Source organism: Paenibacillus sp. PL91 (assembly GCF_012935325.2).
Taxonomy (GTDB): Bacteria; Bacillota; Bacilli; order Paenibacillales; family Paenibacillaceae; genus Pristimantibacillus.
This window is the reverse complement of record NZ_JABBYG020000002.1, coordinates 258,757-276,513: the sequence shown is the minus strand read 5'-3', so window position 1 is coordinate 276,513 and position 17,757 is coordinate 258,757. Positions and strand designations below refer to the sequence as shown.

General features: G+C 46.4%; 18 protein-coding genes. All 18 read left to right on the top strand.

Annotation, left to right across the window (positions count from 1 at the left end):
• The first annotated feature begins 7 nt into the window (after positions 1–7).
• The 18 genes from topA (at position 8) to flgG (ending at position 17,755) form a co-directional block, all read left to right on the top strand.
• Positions 8–2,113 (top strand): type I DNA topoisomerase, encoded by a 2,106-nt coding sequence (topA, locus tag HI950_RS06565; RefSeq protein WP_169083091.1) that lies wholly within the window; start codon positions 8–10, stop codon positions 2,111–2,113.
• 543 nt (positions 2,114–2,656) lie between these two features.
• Entirely contained in the window at positions 2,657–3,976 is a 1,320-nt protein-coding gene (gene trmFO, locus HI950_RS06560; protein ID WP_169083090.1) for an FADH(2)-oxidizing methylenetetrahydrofolate--tRNA-(uracil(54)-C(5))-methyltransferase TrmFO, read from the top strand.
• A 60-nt stretch (positions 3,977–4,036) separates the two neighbouring features.
• Positions 4,037–4,582, top strand: coding sequence for an ATP-dependent protease subunit HslV (hslV, locus tag HI950_RS06555; RefSeq protein WP_169083089.1), 546 nt, complete (start codon positions 4,037–4,039; stop codon positions 4,580–4,582).
• 76 nt (positions 4,583–4,658) lie between these two features.
• Positions 4,659–6,059, top strand: coding sequence for an ATP-dependent protease ATPase subunit HslU (gene hslU, locus HI950_RS06550; RefSeq protein WP_169083088.1), 1,401 nt, complete (start codon positions 4,659–4,661; stop codon positions 6,057–6,059).
• Between the two features lie 27 nt (positions 6,060–6,086).
• Positions 6,087–6,857 (top strand): GTP-sensing pleiotropic transcriptional regulator CodY, encoded by a 771-nt coding sequence (codY, locus tag HI950_RS06545; protein ID WP_169083087.1) that lies wholly within the window; start codon positions 6,087–6,089, stop codon positions 6,855–6,857.
• Between the two features lie 216 nt (positions 6,858–7,073).
• Positions 7,074–7,487 (top strand): flagellar basal body rod protein FlgB, encoded by a 414-nt coding sequence (gene flgB / locus HI950_RS06540; RefSeq protein WP_169083086.1) that lies wholly within the window; start codon positions 7,074–7,076, stop codon positions 7,485–7,487.
• 2 nt (positions 7,488–7,489) lie between these two features.
• Positions 7,490–7,939, top strand: a complete 450-nt coding sequence (flgC, locus tag HI950_RS06535; protein WP_169083085.1) for a flagellar basal body rod protein FlgC — start codon at positions 7,490–7,492, stop codon at positions 7,937–7,939.
• 39 nt (positions 7,940–7,978) lie between these two features.
• Positions 7,979–8,284, top strand: a complete 306-nt coding sequence (gene fliE / locus HI950_RS06530) for a flagellar hook-basal body complex protein FliE (protein ID WP_169083479.1) — start codon at positions 7,979–7,981, stop codon at positions 8,282–8,284.
• A gap of 43 nt (positions 8,285–8,327) precedes the next feature.
• On the top strand, positions 8,328–9,902 hold the full coding sequence (fliF, locus tag HI950_RS06525; RefSeq protein WP_169083084.1) for a flagellar basal-body MS-ring/collar protein FliF: 1,575 nt from the start codon (positions 8,328–8,330) through the stop codon (positions 9,900–9,902).
• A 23-nt stretch (positions 9,903–9,925) separates the two neighbouring features.
• The gene (fliG, locus tag HI950_RS06520) at positions 9,926–10,927 is read left to right on the top strand and encodes a flagellar motor switch protein FliG (RefSeq protein WP_411268077.1); all 1,002 of its coding nucleotides are present in this window, start codon (positions 9,926–9,928) and stop codon (positions 10,925–10,927) included.
• A complete protein-coding gene (locus HI950_RS06515) occupies positions 10,920–11,759 on the top strand; it encodes a FliH/SctL family protein (RefSeq protein ID WP_169083082.1) in 840 nt (279 codons plus the stop codon). The genes fliG and HI950_RS06515 overlap by 8 nt, the downstream gene beginning before the upstream one ends.
• Positions 11,746–13,071: a flagellar protein export ATPase FliI gene (fliI, locus tag HI950_RS06510; RefSeq protein WP_169083081.1), complete on the top strand. Its 1,326-nt coding sequence runs from the start codon at positions 11,746–11,748 to the stop codon at positions 13,069–13,071. The genes HI950_RS06515 and fliI overlap by 14 nt, the downstream gene beginning before the upstream one ends.
• Before the next feature lie 8 nt (positions 13,072–13,079).
• The gene (gene fliJ / locus HI950_RS06505; RefSeq protein WP_169083080.1) at positions 13,080–13,526 is read left to right on the top strand and encodes a flagellar export protein FliJ; all 447 of its coding nucleotides are present in this window, start codon (positions 13,080–13,082) and stop codon (positions 13,524–13,526) included.
• 37 nt (positions 13,527–13,563) lie between these two features.
• Positions 13,564–14,469 carry a MotE family protein gene (locus HI950_RS06500; RefSeq protein WP_169083079.1) on the top strand — a complete coding sequence of 302 codons (906 nt, stop codon included), beginning with the start codon at positions 13,564–13,566 and terminating at the stop codon, positions 14,467–14,469.
• A gap of 48 nt (positions 14,470–14,517) precedes the next feature.
• Entirely contained in the window at positions 14,518–15,888 is a 1,371-nt protein-coding gene (locus HI950_RS06495; RefSeq protein WP_169083078.1) for a flagellar hook-length control protein FliK, read from the top strand.
• A gap of 41 nt (positions 15,889–15,929) precedes the next feature.
• Positions 15,930–16,442 (top strand): flagellar hook capping FlgD N-terminal domain-containing protein, encoded by a 513-nt coding sequence (locus HI950_RS06490; RefSeq protein WP_169083077.1) that lies wholly within the window; start codon positions 15,930–15,932, stop codon positions 16,440–16,442.
• A complete protein-coding gene (locus HI950_RS06485) occupies positions 16,442–16,819 on the top strand; it encodes a TIGR02530 family flagellar biosynthesis protein (protein ID WP_169083076.1) in 378 nt (125 codons plus the stop codon). The genes HI950_RS06490 and HI950_RS06485 overlap by 1 nt, the downstream gene beginning before the upstream one ends.
• A 117-nt stretch (positions 16,820–16,936) precedes the next feature.
• A complete protein-coding gene (gene flgG / locus HI950_RS06480) occupies positions 16,937–17,755 on the top strand; it encodes a flagellar basal body rod protein FlgG (protein WP_169083075.1) in 819 nt (272 codons plus the stop codon).
• The last annotated feature ends 2 nt before the right edge of the window (positions 17,756–17,757 follow it).

The window sequence follows — 17,757 nt, the reverse complement described above, 5'->3', positions numbered from 1 at the left end:
GCCTTACATGGCAGATTCTTTAGTTATCGTCGAATCACCCGCAAAAGCCAAAACGATTGGCAAATATCTAGGCAGCAAATATATCGTTAAAGCTTCCATGGGACATATTCGCGATTTGCCCAAAAGCCAGATCGGCGTCGAGGTTGATAATGATTTTAATCCAAAATATATAACAATTCGAGGCAAAGGCAGCATCCTTAAGGAATTGAAAGATGCCAGCAAAAAAGTGAAACATGTCTTTCTAGCAGCCGATCCGGATCGCGAAGGAGAAGCGATTGCCTGGCATTTGGCACATTACTTGGAGCTGGATGAAACCGATACTTGCCGCGTCGTATTTAATGAGATAACGAAGCAAGCGGTTAAGGATGCATTTAAAACGCCGCGCAAAATTAATATGGATCTTGTCAACGCACAGCAGGCGAGACGTATTTTGGATCGCTTGGTAGGTTACAAAATCAGTCCGCTGCTATGGAAAAAAGTGAAAAAGGGCTTGTCGGCCGGCAGGGTGCAGTCCGTTGCGGTTAAGCTTATCATTGATCGCGAAAATGAAATCGATGCCTTCGTGCCAGAAGAATATTGGTCGATTACTGCGAAGCTGAGCCATTCCGGAATCCCTTTTGATGCAAAATATTATTCCATTAATGGCGATAAGCGCGAGCTTGGCAAGGAAGCTGAGGTTCAGGAAGTGCTCGCCGCGATGAAGGGTAGCAAGTTTACCGTATCTGACGTGAGAGAGAAGGAGCGCCTGCGCAATCCGGCGCCGCCGTTCATCACAAGCTCGCTTCAGCAGGAAGCGGCAAGGAAGCTGGGCTTCCGAGCTTCTAAGACGATGTCTGTCGCACAGCAGCTTTATGAAGGCGTAGAGCTTGGCAAAGAAGGAACCGTCGGATTAATTACCTATATGAGAACGGATTCCACTCGTATTTCGCCAATCGCGCAAGAGGAAGCGAAGGAGTACATTACGGAAAAGTATGGTGCGCCATTCGTGCCTGAACAACCGCGTGTATATACGAAGAAAAATAGCAACGCGCAGGATGCGCATGAAGCGATCCGTCCAACATCCATTTTGCGTGATCCCGAAACAATGAAGCCTTTTCTTAGTCGCGATCAGTTTCGTTTATACAAGCTTGTATGGGAGCGCTTCGTATCGAGCCAGATGCAATCTGCGGTGCTGGATACGATGACAGTTGATTTGCAAGCTGGCGAGACTGTGTTCAGAGCTACCGGTTCTAAAGTGAAGTTTGCAGGCTTCATGAAGGTATACGTGGAAGGCAATGACGACGGCACGGTTGAAGAACATAAATTTTTGCCTCCGCTCGCTGCTGGCGATGTGATCAGCTCGGAATCTGTTGATCCGAAACAGCATTTCACTCAGCCGCCACCGCGTTTTACGGAGGCTCGGCTTGTGAAGACGCTTGAGGAGCTGGGCATAGGACGTCCAAGTACATACGCTCCTACGCTTGAGACGATTCAGAAGCGCGGTTATATTGCAATGGAAGAGAAAAAATTTATGCCAACAGAGCTTGGTGATCTCGTCATACAGCTTATGGAGGAATTTTTCCCTGAAATTCTCGATGCCGAATTTACAGCCAACATGGAAGGCAACCTTGACCATGTGGAGGAAGGCACGGAGGACTGGGTAAAGGTTCTTGCCAATTTCTATGAATCCTTCGAGAAGCGGCTGGAAGTAGCCGAGGATGAGATGAAGGAAATTGAGATTCAAGATGAAGTTTCGGATGAGTTATGTGAGAAATGCGGACGCCATTTGGTTTACAAAATGGGGCGCTTCGGTAAATTTCTAGCATGCTCCGGCTTCCCGGAATGCCGCAATACGAAGCCGATCGTCAAGGACATCGGCGTAACTTGCCCGAAATGCGCCGAAGGAAAGATCATTGAGCGTAGGAGCAAGAAGGGCCGTATTTTCTACGGATGCGATCAATATCCTGGCTGCGATTACGTATCGTGGGACAAACCAACGAATAAGCCTTGTCCGCAATGCGATTCCAAGCTCGTAGAAAAGCGCAATCGCAGCGGGGTGAAGCTGCTTTGCCCGACCTGCGACTATTCCGAAGAGGTTTTGGACGAGGATGAGCAAGGTACGGATACGGATTAACAAGCCATGTGAGGTATTTTACACAACATGTCACAGGTATCGCTCATTAGCCAGCCTGCAAACGAATGATAACGCTGTACTCGTCCTCCCTGCAATAGGGAGGACACCGTTGTTAAACGGGCAGTTAAATCATATTAAACCCTCCTAAATTTAGGAGGGTTTAACCAACGTCTATATGTTGCTTTATATGATTATTTGCTCGATTAGGTTTTAGAGCCTCGATAAGAAAGCTAACAAATGATGAAACGTGTTGACAACGGTTTTGCTTCTTAATGACCATACAAAACGACTAAATTGTAATGCGAGGCTTCTCCATTGCAGAAAGCACAACAGAAACCTAACATGACACGATGTAAGATGGACTGCGTTGCATAATTGCAATGGAATCCGTTTTTTAAAGTGGGAGTTAAGATGAATTAAGTAATTCTGTTGTATAAAGTGCAGTGTAGCTAAATGAGTAGCAGATACAATGAGGGTTTCTTTGAATAAAGTGCAGCGAAGTTATAGCCATGTGAATTATATTTCGAAAGGATTGAATACATTTTGTCACAACCACAAAAAGTAACCGTCATCGGAGCTGGACTAGCAGGAAGCGAGGCCGCTTGGCAAATCGCATCGCAGGGAGTGCCCGTCGTTTTATACGAAATGCGCCCTGTCACGAAAACGCCTGCCCATCATACCAATCAATTTGCTGAGCTTGTCTGCAGCAACAGCCTAAGAGCAAATGGACTTACCAATGCTGTAGGCGTCCTTAAGGAAGAAATGCGCCAGCTGGACTCGCTTATTTTAAGCTGCGCCGACTTGCATGCTGTGCCGGCAGGCGGAGCGCTTGCCGTTGACCGCGACGGATTCTCGGGTGAAGTAACGCGCAGGCTGCATGAGCATCCATTAGTTGAGATTCGCAATGAGGAAGTTACGGAGATTCCAACTGATGGTATCGTCGTCATTGCAACTGGCCCGTTAACGGCACCGGGCTTATCCTCCCAAATTCAAGAGCTGCTTGGCGAGGAGTACTTTTATTTCTATGATGCCGCCGCTCCGATCGTAGAAAAAGATTCAATCGATATGAATAAAGTTTATTTGGCTTCCAGATACGACAAAGGGGAAGCAGCCTATTTGAACTGTCCGATGACAGAAGAGGAATTTGAAATTTTTCATGAGGCGCTGACGACGGCTGAGAAAGCTGAAGTTAAAGATTTTGAAAAGGAAGTTTACTTTGAAGGCTGTATGCCAATCGAGGTTATGGCAAGCAGAGGCAAGCAAACGGTTCTGTTCGGACCAATGAAGCCGGTAGGCTTAGTTAATCCGCATACAGGCACGCTGCCGCATGCGGTTATTCAGCTTCGCCAAGACAACGCCGCTGGCACTTTATATAATTTGGTCGGCTTCCAAACTCACCTGAAGTGGGGCGAGCAGAAGCGCGTGTTCTCGCTAATTCCTGGCCTTGAGAACGCGGAGTTTGTACGGTTCGGTGTGATGCACCGCAATACATTTATCAATTCGCCGCGTCTGCTTAAGCCGACCTACCAGCTTAACAATCGCGACACCCTTTTCTTTGCTGGTCAGATGACTGGAGTTGAAGGTTATGTGGAATCGGCGGCATCTGGATTAATCGCCGGCATTAATGCTGCTAAGCTAGCGCGTGGCCTTGAGCCGGTAGTGCTGCCTGAGCATACAACGCTTGGAAGTATGGCTAACTACATTACGACTGCAGATTTTAAGCATTTTCAGCCGATGAATGCTAACTTTGGCTTGTTCCCGCCGCTTGAGAAGAAGATTCGCAGCAAGAAAGAAAAGAACGAAATGATTGCAAATCGGGCTCTAGAAGGCATTGAGCAATTTAAACGGGAACATTTGCAATAGTATTTCGTAATGATGGCATGGCATTCTATTTTCAATATGGAACCTTGAGGAGGCAACGCAATGGAAATGCAATTTCACGCAACGACTATTTGTGCAGTTCGTCATGAAGGGAAGGGCGCGATTGCCGGAGACGGACAGGTAACTTTCGGGAACAGCATGGTCATGAAAAATTCAGCAAAAAAAGTGAGAAGGCTATACCGTGGCCAAGTTGTCGCAGGATTTGCAGGCTCGGTTGCAGACGCTATCACTTTGTTCGAGAAGTTTGAGGCGAAGCTGGAGGAGCATCATGGCAATTTGCAGCGTTCGGCTGTTGAGCTTGCGAAGGAATGGCGCTCGGATCGCGTGCTGCGCAGGCTGGAAGCTATGATGCTGGTGATGGACAAAACCGGTTTGCTGCTAATTTCGGGCAATGGCGAGATTATCGAGCCGGATGATGGACTTTTAGCGATTGGCTCAGGCGGCAGCTTTGCTTTATCGGCGGCTAGAGCGCTCAAGCGCCATGCCCCCCAGATGGAAGCAAAGGATATCGCGCGTTCGTCGCTTGAGATCGCTTCTGAAATTTGCGTTTTCACGAATAATAATATTATCGTAGAAGAAATCGTATAAATCATAATGCTGTTTGGAATAGACGGATAAGCTTCGGAATGCCATAGCGAAGAATAGATATCGGAGGGATTTTATAATGGGAAATGATGCACTGACGCCGCGTCAGATCGTAGCGGAGCTTGATAAGTATATCGTTGGACAAAAGCCGGCTAAACGTTCAGTAGCCATTGCGCTTCGCAATCGTTACCGTAGAAGTTTGCTCGATGAAACGCTGCGCGATGAAATCGTTCCGAAAAATATTTTGATGATTGGACCAACCGGAGTCGGTAAAACGGAAATAGCTAGGCGTTTGGCGAAGCTGGTCAAAGCCCCTTTTGTAAAGCTTGAGGCGACAAAATTTACGGAAGTAGGCTATGTCGGCCGCGATGTTGAATCGATGGTCCGCGACCTCATCGAAACGGCGATTCGTATGGTGAAAACCGAAAAAACCGAAAAGGTAAAAGATCGCGCCGAAAAGCTCGCTAACGAGCGGATCGTTACTTTGCTGGCGCCATCTTCCACAAAGGCCAAGTCCTCAAAAAATCCATTCGAGATGCTCTTTGGCAATCAACAGCAAGCGGATGAGCCGAAGGAAGCGCCTGAGGTAGAAAATGAGCTTTATCAAAAACGCTCGCAGATCAAGGAACAGCTGGCTGCAGGCAAGCTTGAAAATGATGTGATTGAAATTGAGGTAGAGGATTCCTCGCCTAATATGATGGATATGCTATCTGGTCAGGGACCTGAAGGCATGGGCATGAATATGCAGGAGCTGTTCGGCCAGCTGATGCCGAAGAAGCCTAAGAAACGCAAGCTGCCTGTCAAGGAAGCGCGCAAGGTGTTGACCCAAGAGGAAGCAAATAAGCTGATCGATATGGATGATGTCATATCGGAATCGATAACACGAGCTGAGCAATCCGGCATTATTTTCATAGATGAGATTGATAAGATCGCCAGCCCTTCACGCGGTTCAGGCCCGGATGTTTCTAGAGAAGGCGTTCAAAGAGATATTTTGCCAATTGTAGAGGGTTCAACGGTCATGACCAAGTATGGCCCCGTCAAAACCGATTATGTGCTATTTATTGCTGCAGGCGCATTCCATGTCGCAAAACCGTCCGATCTGATTCCTGAGCTTCAGGGGCGTTTCCCAATTCGGGTCGAGCTGACGAGTCTTAGCCTGGATGATTTTGTAAGCATATTGAAGGAGCCTAAAAATGCTTTAACAAAGCAATATGCAGCCTTGCTAGAGACTGAGGGCATCCAAATCGAGTTTTCGGATGAAGCGATTCATGAGCTGGCATCCATTGCCGCAGACGTAAACCGGAATACCGAAAATATTGGTGCACGGCGTCTGCATACCATTTTGGAGAAGCTGCTGGAGGATCTTTCGTTCGAAGCGCCCGAGCTGTCACTCGAGAAAATGACGATTACTCCGGAATATGTACGGGAAAAGCTGGGAAGCATTGCACAAAACCGCGATTTGAGTCAATATATACTGTAGTTGTTATGAGTTTTGGGAGGCAATAGAATGACTTTACTAACAAAGACAAGAACGCTAAACCGTTTGCTGCAGCGTGCGGCCGGCAAGGCGCTCAGCTTCAGGGAAATGGCGGAAGTGCTTTGCACAACGATTCAGACGAATGTGTTTGTCGTTAGTCGCAGAGGGAAAATACTTGGCTGTTCTGCTGTTGATGCGTATGATCATGATTTTATGCGAACGTTATCGGCAGATGAGCTTCGTTTTCCTCAGGAGAGCAATGTCCGTTTTCTTGATATGCAAGAGTCGATGACAAATGTTAAGCCTGATCCTGGCATTTATGAAACTTTCCCTAGGTTAGGCGATCAAGAAATTATGACGGTCGTGCCGATCATCGGCGGGGGAGATCGTCTAGGAACTTTGGTGCTGACCCGGTTGTCGGGCACATTCGATGATGATGATCTTATTTTGGCTGAATATGGATCTACGATTGTAGGCATGGAGATTTTGCGCGAGCGGACAGAGGAAATTGAGCAGGAGGTTCGCAGCCGTGCTGTCGTTGCCGTAGCGGTCGGATCTTTGTCGTTTAGTGAGCTCGAAGCAGTGGAGCATATTTTTGAGGAGCTGGATGGCAAGGAAGGCCTGCTTGTCGCATCCAAAATTGCGGACAGAGTAGGCATCACACGTTCAGTTATTGTAAACGCGCTGCGTAAGCTGGAAAGTGCCGGAGTAATCGAAACTAGATCATTAGGGATGAAAGGCACATACATTAAAATCTTAAATCACCAGCTTTTACAGGAATTGGACAAAATTAAGTCCTGATTATAGGACGTTAAACCCACATTTGCCCTATCTTATTGCAAAGATAGGGCTTTTTTCTTATTGTAATAATTTAGGAAATTGTTGAATATTATCATGTCGGCAAAAATCGACACTTGTGTCTCATTTTTTTAATTTTTACTGTCGAACAAAGAAGGATTGAGGATTAATCTGTTGAATACGTTATGAAGATCTTCTATGTGAAAGTGGTGAAACTACGTGAATTTGTTGAATGGCGCAGCATTTGGAAGAATGGAAGGTGCGCTTCAAGCAGCTGAAATGCGTCAGCGCGTCATTTCTAACAATGTGGCCAACGGTGATACGCCGCATTTCAAACGGTCTGAGGTTTTGTTTGAGGAATTATTAGAACAATCGATGGGAAATCCGGAAGGGCAATTGATCGGCAAACGAACAAATCAAAAGCATATTCCGATCGGATCAGGGTCTTCTAATCTACCTATACCCAAACTTATTACCGATGAAACAACTTCGATGAACAACAATGAAAATAATGTTGATATCGACCGTGAAATGTCTTTGCTAGCAAAAAATCAATTAAGCTATAACTTTTATATCCAACAAATTAATCATGACGTGAGAATGATGCGCACAGCGATTGAAGGGAGAGTCTAAGGGTGAAGTTGTCAACAGGATTTGATATTAGTGCTTCCGCCTTATCGGCACAGCGACTTAGGATGGATGTAATTTCATCAAATATCGCAAATGCAGAAACGACACGCGGCAGTTTCGTAAACGGACAATTTCAGCCCTACAAGCGAAAAATGGTCGTAATGGAGCCTATGCAGCAGTCGTTTTCAAGCGTGCTCTCCCAGCAATTAAGCGGTAATTCAGCTGCGCAGGGCGTTAAGGTTTCGAGAATTAAAGAAGATCAATCACCGAATAAGCTGATTTATAACCCGACGCATCCTGATGCGGATGCGAATGGCTATGTAAATATGCCTAATGTGGATGTTACGAAGGAAATGGTTGATATGATTGCGGCGACACGTTCCTATGAGGCGAACGTAACAGCTCTGAATGCAACCAAATCCATGTTCGTAAAGGCGCTTGAAATAGGGAAATAAGTAGGAGTAAACATCATTTAAAGTAATGGAGGAATAATGATGATTCAATCGATGTCGCTCGGTCCGGTTCAGCCAACCAAACTCATTGAAGCTAAATCGGTTCAAGAAGCGACTCCGGCGCAATTAACACAATCATTTGGACAGTTTTTGCAAACAGCAATTGATAACGTAAGCAACCAAGAGCAAGGCGTTCATAAGCTCAATGACAAATATTTGATGGGTCAAGTGGATGTTACGAAGGTTCTGATTGCTTCCGAGCAATCGCAGTTGAGCTTGCAGCTTACCTCACAAATCCGCAACAAAGTAGTCGAGGCTTATCAAGAAATGATGCGGATGCAAATTTAATCCAACTTTTGACCTAGCATAAGTATTTGGGTGAGGTGACAATGTGAACGAGAGAATCGCCCAATTTAGAGGCAGGCTTACTCAATTTTGGGGCCAAATGGGCAGAAAACAAAAAATATGGTTGGGGGCATCCATTAGTGGAATATTGTTGACAATTATTTTGTTGACAATCGTATTTACGAGAACGGAATACGAGATTGCTTTTCAAAATTTAGACACAACCGATGCAGCTGCCATAATGACTTACTTAGACGGAAGCGGAATTCCATATCAGCTTAGCGACAATGGGAAAAGCATTTCGGTTCCCAGCACGGAGGCATCGCGAATAAAGGTAGACGTAGGTTCACAAGGTCTGGTTCAGAACGGGTCCATTGGATTTGAAGCTTTCAATACAAGCTCCAGCCAGTTTGGAACGACAGAAAATGAGTTCAATGTTAAATATTTGAATGCGTTGAATGGCGAAATTCAGCAATTGCTTAATGCGATGCAGGGAGTAGACGGCTCTAAGGTTCTTATTAACTTACCAGAAGAGAGCGTGTTTCTATCAGCAGAGGACGCAGAGCAAGCTTCAGCTTCTATCATGATGAAATTCATGTCGGGCTATCGACCTAGTCAAAAAGAAATAGACGGTTATTATAACCTTGTGAAAACGGCAGTCCCTGATTTAGCTATTAAGGACATTACGATTTCTAGCCCGCAAGGAGAACTTACATATTCCGAAGTGGATGGCGGTTTAGCTAATAGTACAGATGCTGTAGAATCCCAATTCAGCATTCAACGGAAATATGAAACAGAGCTTAAGAAAAACATTCAGCAATTTCTTGGACCAATCGTTGGAGCAGATAATCTAGTTATTCAAATTTCTAGCAGCATGAACTTCGACAAGAAGACATCGCAGGAATCAGTTGTGAAGCCGTTAGATAACAATAACAATAACGGAATAATCATTAGCGAACAAATTGATAGCAGTACTTCAACGGGAGGCGCTGGTGAGGCTGGCGGTGTTGCGGGTACTGGAGAGACTGATGTACCAGGATATACAGATTCATCAGCTGGGCAAGGGTCTTCGGAATCAAACTCGCAGATCCGGAATTATGAAGTAACTCGAATAAACAATAATATCGTTTCAGGACCGTTCGTTCTCAAAGACCTCTCTATTAGTATCGGTATTGAGCAAGCAGAAATGAATGATGAAGCTAGCAGAACAGCTATTATGACTTATTTGACAGCTTTGGTGAGAGCACAGCTCGCTGATTCCGGTCAAGATGTGAATGATGACGCATTAATGGCCAAAAAGGTTGCATTGATAGCGAGAACATTCTCTGGAAGCAGCACGGATAACCAAGCAAGTGTACTGTCAATGCCATGGCTAATCGGTATTGGTGTCGCTGCTCTCGCAGTAATCGGCGGATTAATATATGTAATTGCTGCCCGCAGACGCAAAAAAGTGGCTGAAGAAGAAATTGAACTGGCTGCTCCTGCAAAAGTTGAATACCCTACGCTTGATTTGGAAAGTGTCAATAATGACAGTCAAGCACGTAAAAATCTTGAAACACTTGCCAAACGTAAACCGGATGAGTTCGTTAATCTTCTTCGCACATGGCTTGTGGATGAATAGAGGTGGTTCCATTGTCAAAATCAATGCAAGGCTTGTCTGGTCGTCAAAAAGCAGCCATTTTGCTCATAACGCTTGGACCTGAAGTATCGGCACAAATATTCAAGCATTTGCGCGATGAAGAAATTGAGCAGTTAACGCTTGAAATTGCGAACGTTCGCAAAGTGGATAGTCTAGACCGCGAAACCATACTAAGCGAGTTTCATCAAATATGCATGGCTCAAGAGTATATTACGCAAGGCGGTATTTCGTATGCTAAAGATATTTTGGAAAAAGCACTTGGTGAAACAAAAGCGCTTGAAGTCATTAATCGGTTAACGGCTACCTTGCAGGTAAGGCCATTCGATTTTGCCAGAAAAGCAGAGCCTACACAAATTTTGAATTTTATTCAAAATGAGAATTCGCAGACGATCGCATTGGTTTTGTCGTATTTGCAATCCGAGCAATCCTCGCATATTCTTTCCTCGCTTCCGCAAGAGAAGCAGGCAGAGGTCGCAAGGCGTATTGCGCTAATGGATAGTACTTCGCCAGAAGTAATCTCGCAGGTAGAGCGTGTTCTTGAGCAAAAGCTATCCGCTACCGTTACACAGGATTACACAAATGCCGGCGGTATCGATTCAATCGTACAAATTCTAAACGGTGTCGATCGCGGTACAGAGCGTACCATTCTCGACGCGCTTGAAATTCAAGATCCGGAGCTTGCAGAAGAAATCAAGAAGCGCATGTTTGTGTTCGAGGATATTGTCAATATCGACAACCGCTCGATTCAACGGATCATTCGGGATATCGAAAATTCAGATCTTCAGCTTGCGCTCAAAGTGGCGAGCGAAGAAGTACGGGAAGCGATTTTCCGCAATATGTCGAAGCGCATGGCCGACACCTTCAAAGAAGAGATGGAGTTCATGGGCCCAGTGCGACTACGCGACGTGGAAGAAGCGCAAACACGTATCGTTGCTACCATTCGCAGATTAGAAGAGTCAGGAGAAATCATCATCGCCCGCGGTGGAGGAGACGATATCATTGTCTAATTTGATAAAATCTTCGAGCGTGATTACTCTTGAACAACTAAAGCAGCTTGAATGGCTGCACCAACGGAATCTAGAAATCAACGAACCGCAAGAAGAGGAAGCGAATACCGAACCTGTTCCTGATGAAGAGACGATCTCTTTGCGAGATCAAATTTTGAATGATGCACAGCTCTACGCTGAAGAACGTCTTCGCGAGGCAGCACAGGAAAGCGAAAGGCTTCTGGCTGAAACGCAGCAGCAAATCGATGTCTGGTGGCTGCAAAAGCGCACCGATGACGAAGCGGCTTCTGAAGCCTCAAGGCAATCCGGCTATGAGCTTGGTTATGCGGAAGGAGCCGCAAACTCAGAAACGGAATTGCGTGAAATTTGGGAGCAGAAGCTAACTGAGGCTTCTGATGTGCTGAAAACTGCGTTCGAAATGAGAGAACAAATCATTCAGGAAGCAGAGCCATTTCTAGTGGAATTAAGCTGTGCCATCGCCGAAAAAATTATTGGGCAGCAGCTTACGTTAGCTCCTGAAATGGCGATTGAATTAATACGCAAATCATTGTCTCGCCGTAGAGAGCAGGGAGTCATCACACTCTGCGTCGCTCCTGGCCAGCTTGCTTTCGTGCAAGCAGCAAGGGAAGAACTTCATTTCGCGATCGATTCACAAGCGGAATTGCAAATTTTGCCTGACTCGACAGTGAAGGATAACGGCTGCGTTATTCGTTCTTCATTTGGCAGCATCGACGCACGCATCGATACGCAGCTTGCTGAGATTAAACGTGAGTTAATCCATCTTGCTCATCATAGCGGCGAAGAGCGAGGTCATTACAATGATAGTGAATAACTTGGATGTTCTGAAATACATTGAGCATCTACAGCCGCTTGATCCGGTACGAATAAACGGAAAAGTAACGCAGGTCATCGGTCTAACGGTCGAATCGGAGGGACCGGATGCTAGCATAGGAGACGTATGCTTCATCTATCCATCCAAAGGCGCGAAGCCGATCAAAGCAGAAGTCGTCGGATTTCGTGATAACAAGGTTATCTTGATGCCGCTAGGCGATCTTCATGCGATTAGCCCTGGCTGCGATGTCGTAGGTACCGGCAAGCCTCTAACGGTTCAAGTCGGATCAGAGCTGCTTGGAAAAGTGCTTGACGGTTTAGGCAATCCGCTCGACGGTTCTTTTTTGCCAAGCCGCATGCCTCATTATTCGACACATAATGCACCAAGCAATCCGCTCATGCGTCCTCGAGTCGTTGAACCGCTCGGCATAGGCGTGAGAGCTATCGACGGACTTCTTACCGTAGGCCGCGGTCAGCGTGTAGGCATCTTCGCAGGCTCCGGCGTCGGGAAGAGTACGCTGCTTGGCATGATTGCCAGGAACACATCTGCAGATGTCAACGTAATCGCATTGATCGGCGAGCGCGGACGCGAAGTGCTGGAATTTATAGAGAAGGACCTTGGACCTGAAGGCTTGGCGCGTTCAGTCGTTATCGTCGCTACTTCCGATCAGCCAGCCTTAATACGAATGAAAGGCGCGTTGATTGCGACATCTATCGCAGAATATTTTCGCGATCGCGGCCTGAACGTTATGTTGATGATGGATTCAGTGACGCGATATGCGATGGCATTGCGTGAAGTTGGACTTGCAATTGGCGAGCCGCCTGCTACACGCGGTTATACGCCTTCTGTATTCGCAGCGCTGCCTAAGCTGCTTGAAAGAGCAGGGACAGGACCTACAGGCTCGATAACTGCCTTCTACACCGTACTTGTTGATGGCGATGACATGAATGAGCCGATCGCGGACGCTGTCCGCGGAATACTGGATGGTCACATCGTTTTGAGCCGTCAATTGGCGCATAAAGGACATTTTCCGGCAATCGATGTCCTTGCATCTGTCAGTCGCGTTATGAAAGAAATCGTGACAGAAGAGCAGCAGGATGCCGCCAATGAATTGAAGAAAATGCTAGCTATTTATAAAGATTCGGAAGACTTAATCAATATTGGGGCGTACCAACGAGGATCAAATGCAGAAATTGATAAAGCGCTGCAATTTATTGAGCCCATTCAGAGCTTCACAAAGCAGAAGACCAATGAAAAGGTGAGCTTAGAGGAAGCGCAAAATCGTTTAATTACCGATTTTTACAGGAGTTGAATCGATAGATGGCATCGTTTAAGTATTCATTTCAGAAGGTCATTGATTTGAAGTCGAGTGAGAAGACACAAGCAGAATGGTTGCTGTCAACGGCAATTGGCGCTCTAGCTGCAGAGGAGCTGTCGCTAGAGGAGCTTCGCGCGAAGCAGCAAGTATGGGAAGTGAAGCTGCAAGAGGCTTCAAGCATTGCCGTTCCTTTGTCGGAGCTGCAGCTCATACAGCAGTACTTGGATTATTTAATAGCTTGTATTACGAGCAAGTTGAGAGATGTATGGCATGCACAGAAGGCGGTTGAGCAAAGCAGGCTTAGACTTTCAGATAAGATGAAGGATGAGAAAGTATGGCTTAAAGCAAAAGATCATGCGCGTGACCGGTTCCAGTATGCGATGCAAATTAAAGAGCAGAACGAATTGGATGAGCTGGCAAGCGTCCGTTTCATGATACCAACCCCATAAATTGATGCGATATACCGGCTAGAGGGAGTGAGTGGAATTGGCGGGTACGGAAAATGAGAAGCAAGGCTACAGCACACTAGAACGAATTATGTTTTTGATGACGCCGATTTTATTCGCCATCGTTTTGCTCGGCGTATTGTATACCTTGTTCAATATTGACTTTCGCAATAAAATGCTGGAAACCGGAAACTCTATCCCATTCTTAAAAGACGTGCTTCCGGAGCCAAAGGTTGCAGGCGGGGCAATAAATGATGATGATTTGAAAACAGCAAACATGTCAGCGAAGATTGCGGATCTGCAAGCACAGCTTACTGCGATTGAAAGCGAGCTTGCTGCTGCGAATCAAACGAAGACGACGCTGGAGCAAGAGGTTAAGGAGTTGGAGAGCGATAATACTCAGCTCAAGAGCGCTAATGATGATCAATTGCTTGAGGATGAACAGTACCAGGCGAAAATTCAAGAATTAGCGAGCATGTTTTCCAAAATAGCGCCAAGCAAAGCAGCACCTATTTTGCAAAGCATGACTTTGGATGAAATGGTCCTTGTGTTTGCAAATATGCGAGCTGACGACAGAGTACGTATTATGGAGAAAATGAATCCACAGACGGCTGCTGACGCAGCAATGAAGCTAAAGGATAATGTGAAGGTCAAGGATCTGCAAATTGCAGCACTGCAAGCAAAGCTTGATGCACAGAAGACGCCGCAAAAGACGCAGGCTTCCTCTGTACTTGATCAAGAGCAGCTTAGCGCAACTTTTACGGCTATGGACCCTAAAAGCGCAGCTGAATTGCTTGTTAAAATGGTTGACGTAAGCCCAAGCAAAGTGCTGCGCATTTTAAATGCGGTTGACAACACGAGCAGATCGACGATTTTAGCCGAAATGTCAGCTCTTAATGAAACGATCACAGCTCAGCTGGTATCGAAGTTGATGCCGGGCAGCTGAGGCTGTCCATGCGCCTTTAAGCCCCCTAATTGAAAGGAGGTGAAAAAAATGGAAATGATAGTTTCTCAAATCGCATCGACCCAGCAACAGACGCAATCGACTGCAAGTGGACAAGCAAGCAAAAGTGCAGGCGGAGCGGAATTCCAAAAAACGTTAGTGCAACAAATTAACGGGGAAGCGGCTAGCGGGACTGGAAATACACAGGGAGTTCAACTTGTTGCGAATGTGTCAAAGGAAGGAACGGTTGAAGCAGAGATAGCTGCTGCACCTGCTTTATCCGATCTGATGTCGATTATTGACGGATTGCTTGCACAGCTTGAAGCTCCGGAAGCAGAAGACGTCGAGGCGCAAGTTGTAGATGAGCAGCAGTCAAAGCAGCTTGAGGCTGTACTTGATCAGATGAATGCGCTGCTTGCGCTTTTAGGAATTCCAGTGCCTGTTATACAACAAACCAATGTCCAATTGCAGGTTGAGAATGGAAGCATGTCTGTTCAAGAAGCGGCAGTAAATATCTCTAATGTGAAGTCAAGCCTTCAGGACACCTTGCTTCAACTGCAAGCCATGCTTCAGCAAGGGACGTCAAAGATGATTCAACAGCAAGAGCCAACCGTGCTAATAGCGGAGCAGCTTAAAGCGTTAACGGCGATTTTGGAAGGCGAGACGGTGGATACGAATAAGCAACAGACGAAATCGTCTGCCTTCACACAACAACTGTTTGCTTTGCAAAATGCTCCACAAGCTGAGGTTAGCACATTGCTTCAGCGTTTATCGCAGCAGTCTGTTCATCCTGCATTGTTTTCTACGGCAGTTCAGAGCATGGAGCAGGCAGTCAATGCAGAAACGGCGGTTTCGCCAATCGAGCCTAACGTGCAGCTTCAGCTCGGCACAAGTCAATCGGAAACACTTCGTGGACTTGCACCGCTTGCCGCTAATGCAGCAGCTACAGCTGCATCATTCGTTGTTGCGGACGATTTTGCTAAGTCTATGACAGGAATGATCGTGCAGAAATTTGATATGACGACATTGAACGGGGTATCAGAAGCGAAAATCATGCTATTTCCAGAGCATTTAGGTCAAGTGGACGTTAGAATTACGATGCAAAATGGCTTGTTAACGGCAATCTTCCAAACCGATACGGCTATGGCTAAGGATATGCTAGACAATCAGATGGCACAGCTTCGATCTGCTCTACAAGCGCAAGGCTTAATGGTTGATAAGCTTGAGGTATCACAGGGGCAGTCGGCAGCGCAGCTTTCCCAGCAGCATCAAGGCCAAGGAAGCAGAGAGCAGCAATCTTCGAGCCGACATACTTTTATCGGCGATGAAGGAACAGGCGAAGCCCAATTCGAAACCGAAATGATTGAACAAGCTGCAATTCAAGGACTTGGCTTCGGTAGAGGAATAAATGTCAGAGCCTAGCTGAGCTGTTTGATCGCTAAAGAGGATGGAGGTGATCGGGAATGTCAGAGAGCATTTCTACTCGCGTAGTTTGGCCGAACTATAGTCAAGCGAACGTGCAAGCGGCAGCAAGCAAAAAGGATTCAGATACACTAGGAAAGGATCAATTTCTTAGTATTCTAGTGACGCAGCTGCGGAATCAGGACCCTATGCAGCCGCTGCAGGACAAAGACTTTATTGCACAGATGGCTCAGTTTACATCGGTAGAGCAGCTTATGAACATGGCGACCGAGCTAACCTTAATGCGTCAGAGTATAGGTTCCGCGTCCACCATGATCGGAAAAACGATTGAATGGAACGAGTACGACGAAGCAGGAGAAGTAACATCCGCAAGCGGGGTTGTAAGTTCCATTATTTCGAAGGAAGGCATCCTCTATGCAAGGGTAGGCGGTGCGGAAATAGCTCTTGATTATGTCACTTCGATTTCGGAGGCAAATGGCGATAGTACGCAGCCAGACGAATCGGTTGACAGCTCTTCTGAAACAGCAAATGCTGAGGAGGGGGCTGAGGTCTAGTGAATGATGGCGTGAGAATCGGGCATATTTTTCCGGTTAAGTCCACACCTCTACAGCCAAGCAAATCAGCAGTTAGCCGTACTTCGCAGCCAACACCTTTTCAAGAGATGCTTGATGCGAAGGTGCTTAAGTTCAGTCATCATGCAGAGGTGCGCATGCAGCAGAGAGGCATTAAGCTGCAGCCGGAATCTTTGACGAAAATTATGAATGCTGTTGAAGAGGCAGCATCAAAAGGCGCTCAGGACTCATTAATTGTTTTTCGAGATATTGCCATGATCGTGAATGTGCCAAGCCGTACAGTCGTAACGGCGATGGATGGCGGACAAATGAAGAGCAATGTATTTACGCAAATAGACAGTGCTATTATTTTATCGTAAGGCTGGACCTATCAGGAAGCCTTAAGCTGTGGACCGATTGAAGCAGCTCTATGATAGTGCATACATCCTTTTCAAGCCAAATGAGACTAATCCATATTCCAGGAGGAATAACAAACAATGCTAAGATCGATGTATTCGGGCGTATCCGGTATGCGCGGCTTTCAAACAAAGCTTGACGTAATTGGTAACAATATTGCGAACGTCAATACGGTTGGTTTCAAAGCTGGCCGCGTCATGTTCAAAGATATCTTAAGCCAAACGGTTGCGGGTGTTACTGCGCCTGAAGATGGCGTACGCGGCGGTGTAAACGCGAAGCAAATCGGTTTAGGCGTATCTATCGGTTCAATCGATACGGTACATACCGCAGGTAGTGCAATGACAACGAATCAACCGACGGATCTTCGCATCGATGGAGATGGATTCTTTGTAGTAAGAGCCAATGATGATTCTGAAATGCTTCTTACTCGCGCGGGCAATTTTACTCTCGATGCGAATAGACAGCTCGTTACAGGTGATGGTTACTTTGTTCTAAGCGCTGACCAGGAGCCGATCGTGCTTGATGAGGCGATCACGGCATTCTCCATCGGACAGGATGGAACCATTATGGGGGTTACTGCTGACGGCACGGAGCCTATTGCGCAGCTTGGCGTTGCCAAGGTCGTAAACCCAAGCGGACTTGAGAAGCTTGGCGGTAATATGTATCGTGTGACGGCTAATGCAAACCCCGATGCTTCCATTGAAGACTTTCTGACCTTCGCGGGCGACCCGGATCTAGGTACGGGCGCAATCATTGCAGGTCAGCTTGAAATGTCTAACGTAGACTTAACGGCTGAGTTTACGGAAATGATCGTTGCGCAGCGCGGCTTCCAAGCCAATTCGCGTATCATTACGACTTCTGATGAAATATTGCAAGAGGTCGTTAACTTAAAACGATAGGT

Coding starts and splice junctions, on each gene's coding strand:
- hslV (WP_169083089.1), top strand. CDS start 4,037: ATGGAAATGCAATTTCACGCAACGACTATTTGTGCAGTTCGTCATGAA.
- fliG (WP_411268077.1), top strand. CDS start 9,926: ATGCAAGGCTTGTCTGGTCGTCAAAAAGCAGCCATTTTGCTCATAACG.
- flgG (WP_169083075.1), top strand. CDS start 16,937: ATGCTAAGATCGATGTATTCGGGCGTATCCGGTATGCGCGGCTTTCAA.
- hslU (WP_169083088.1), top strand. CDS start 4,659: ATGGGAAATGATGCACTGACGCCGCGTCAGATCGTAGCGGAGCTTGAT.
- fliI (WP_169083081.1), top strand. CDS start 11,746: ATGATAGTGAATAACTTGGATGTTCTGAAATACATTGAGCATCTACAG.
- codY (WP_169083087.1), top strand. CDS start 6,087: ATGACTTTACTAACAAAGACAAGAACGCTAAACCGTTTGCTGCAGCGT.
- HI950_RS06495 (WP_169083078.1), top strand. CDS start 14,518: ATGGAAATGATAGTTTCTCAAATCGCATCGACCCAGCAACAGACGCAA.
- topA (WP_169083091.1), top strand. CDS start 8: ATGGCAGATTCTTTAGTTATCGTCGAATCACCCGCAAAAGCCAAAACG.
- fliJ (WP_169083080.1), top strand. CDS start 13,080: ATGGCATCGTTTAAGTATTCATTTCAGAAGGTCATTGATTTGAAGTCG.
- HI950_RS06490 (WP_169083077.1), top strand. CDS start 15,930: ATGTCAGAGAGCATTTCTACTCGCGTAGTTTGGCCGAACTATAGTCAA.
- fliE (WP_169083479.1), top strand. CDS start 7,979: ATGATTCAATCGATGTCGCTCGGTCCGGTTCAGCCAACCAAACTCATT.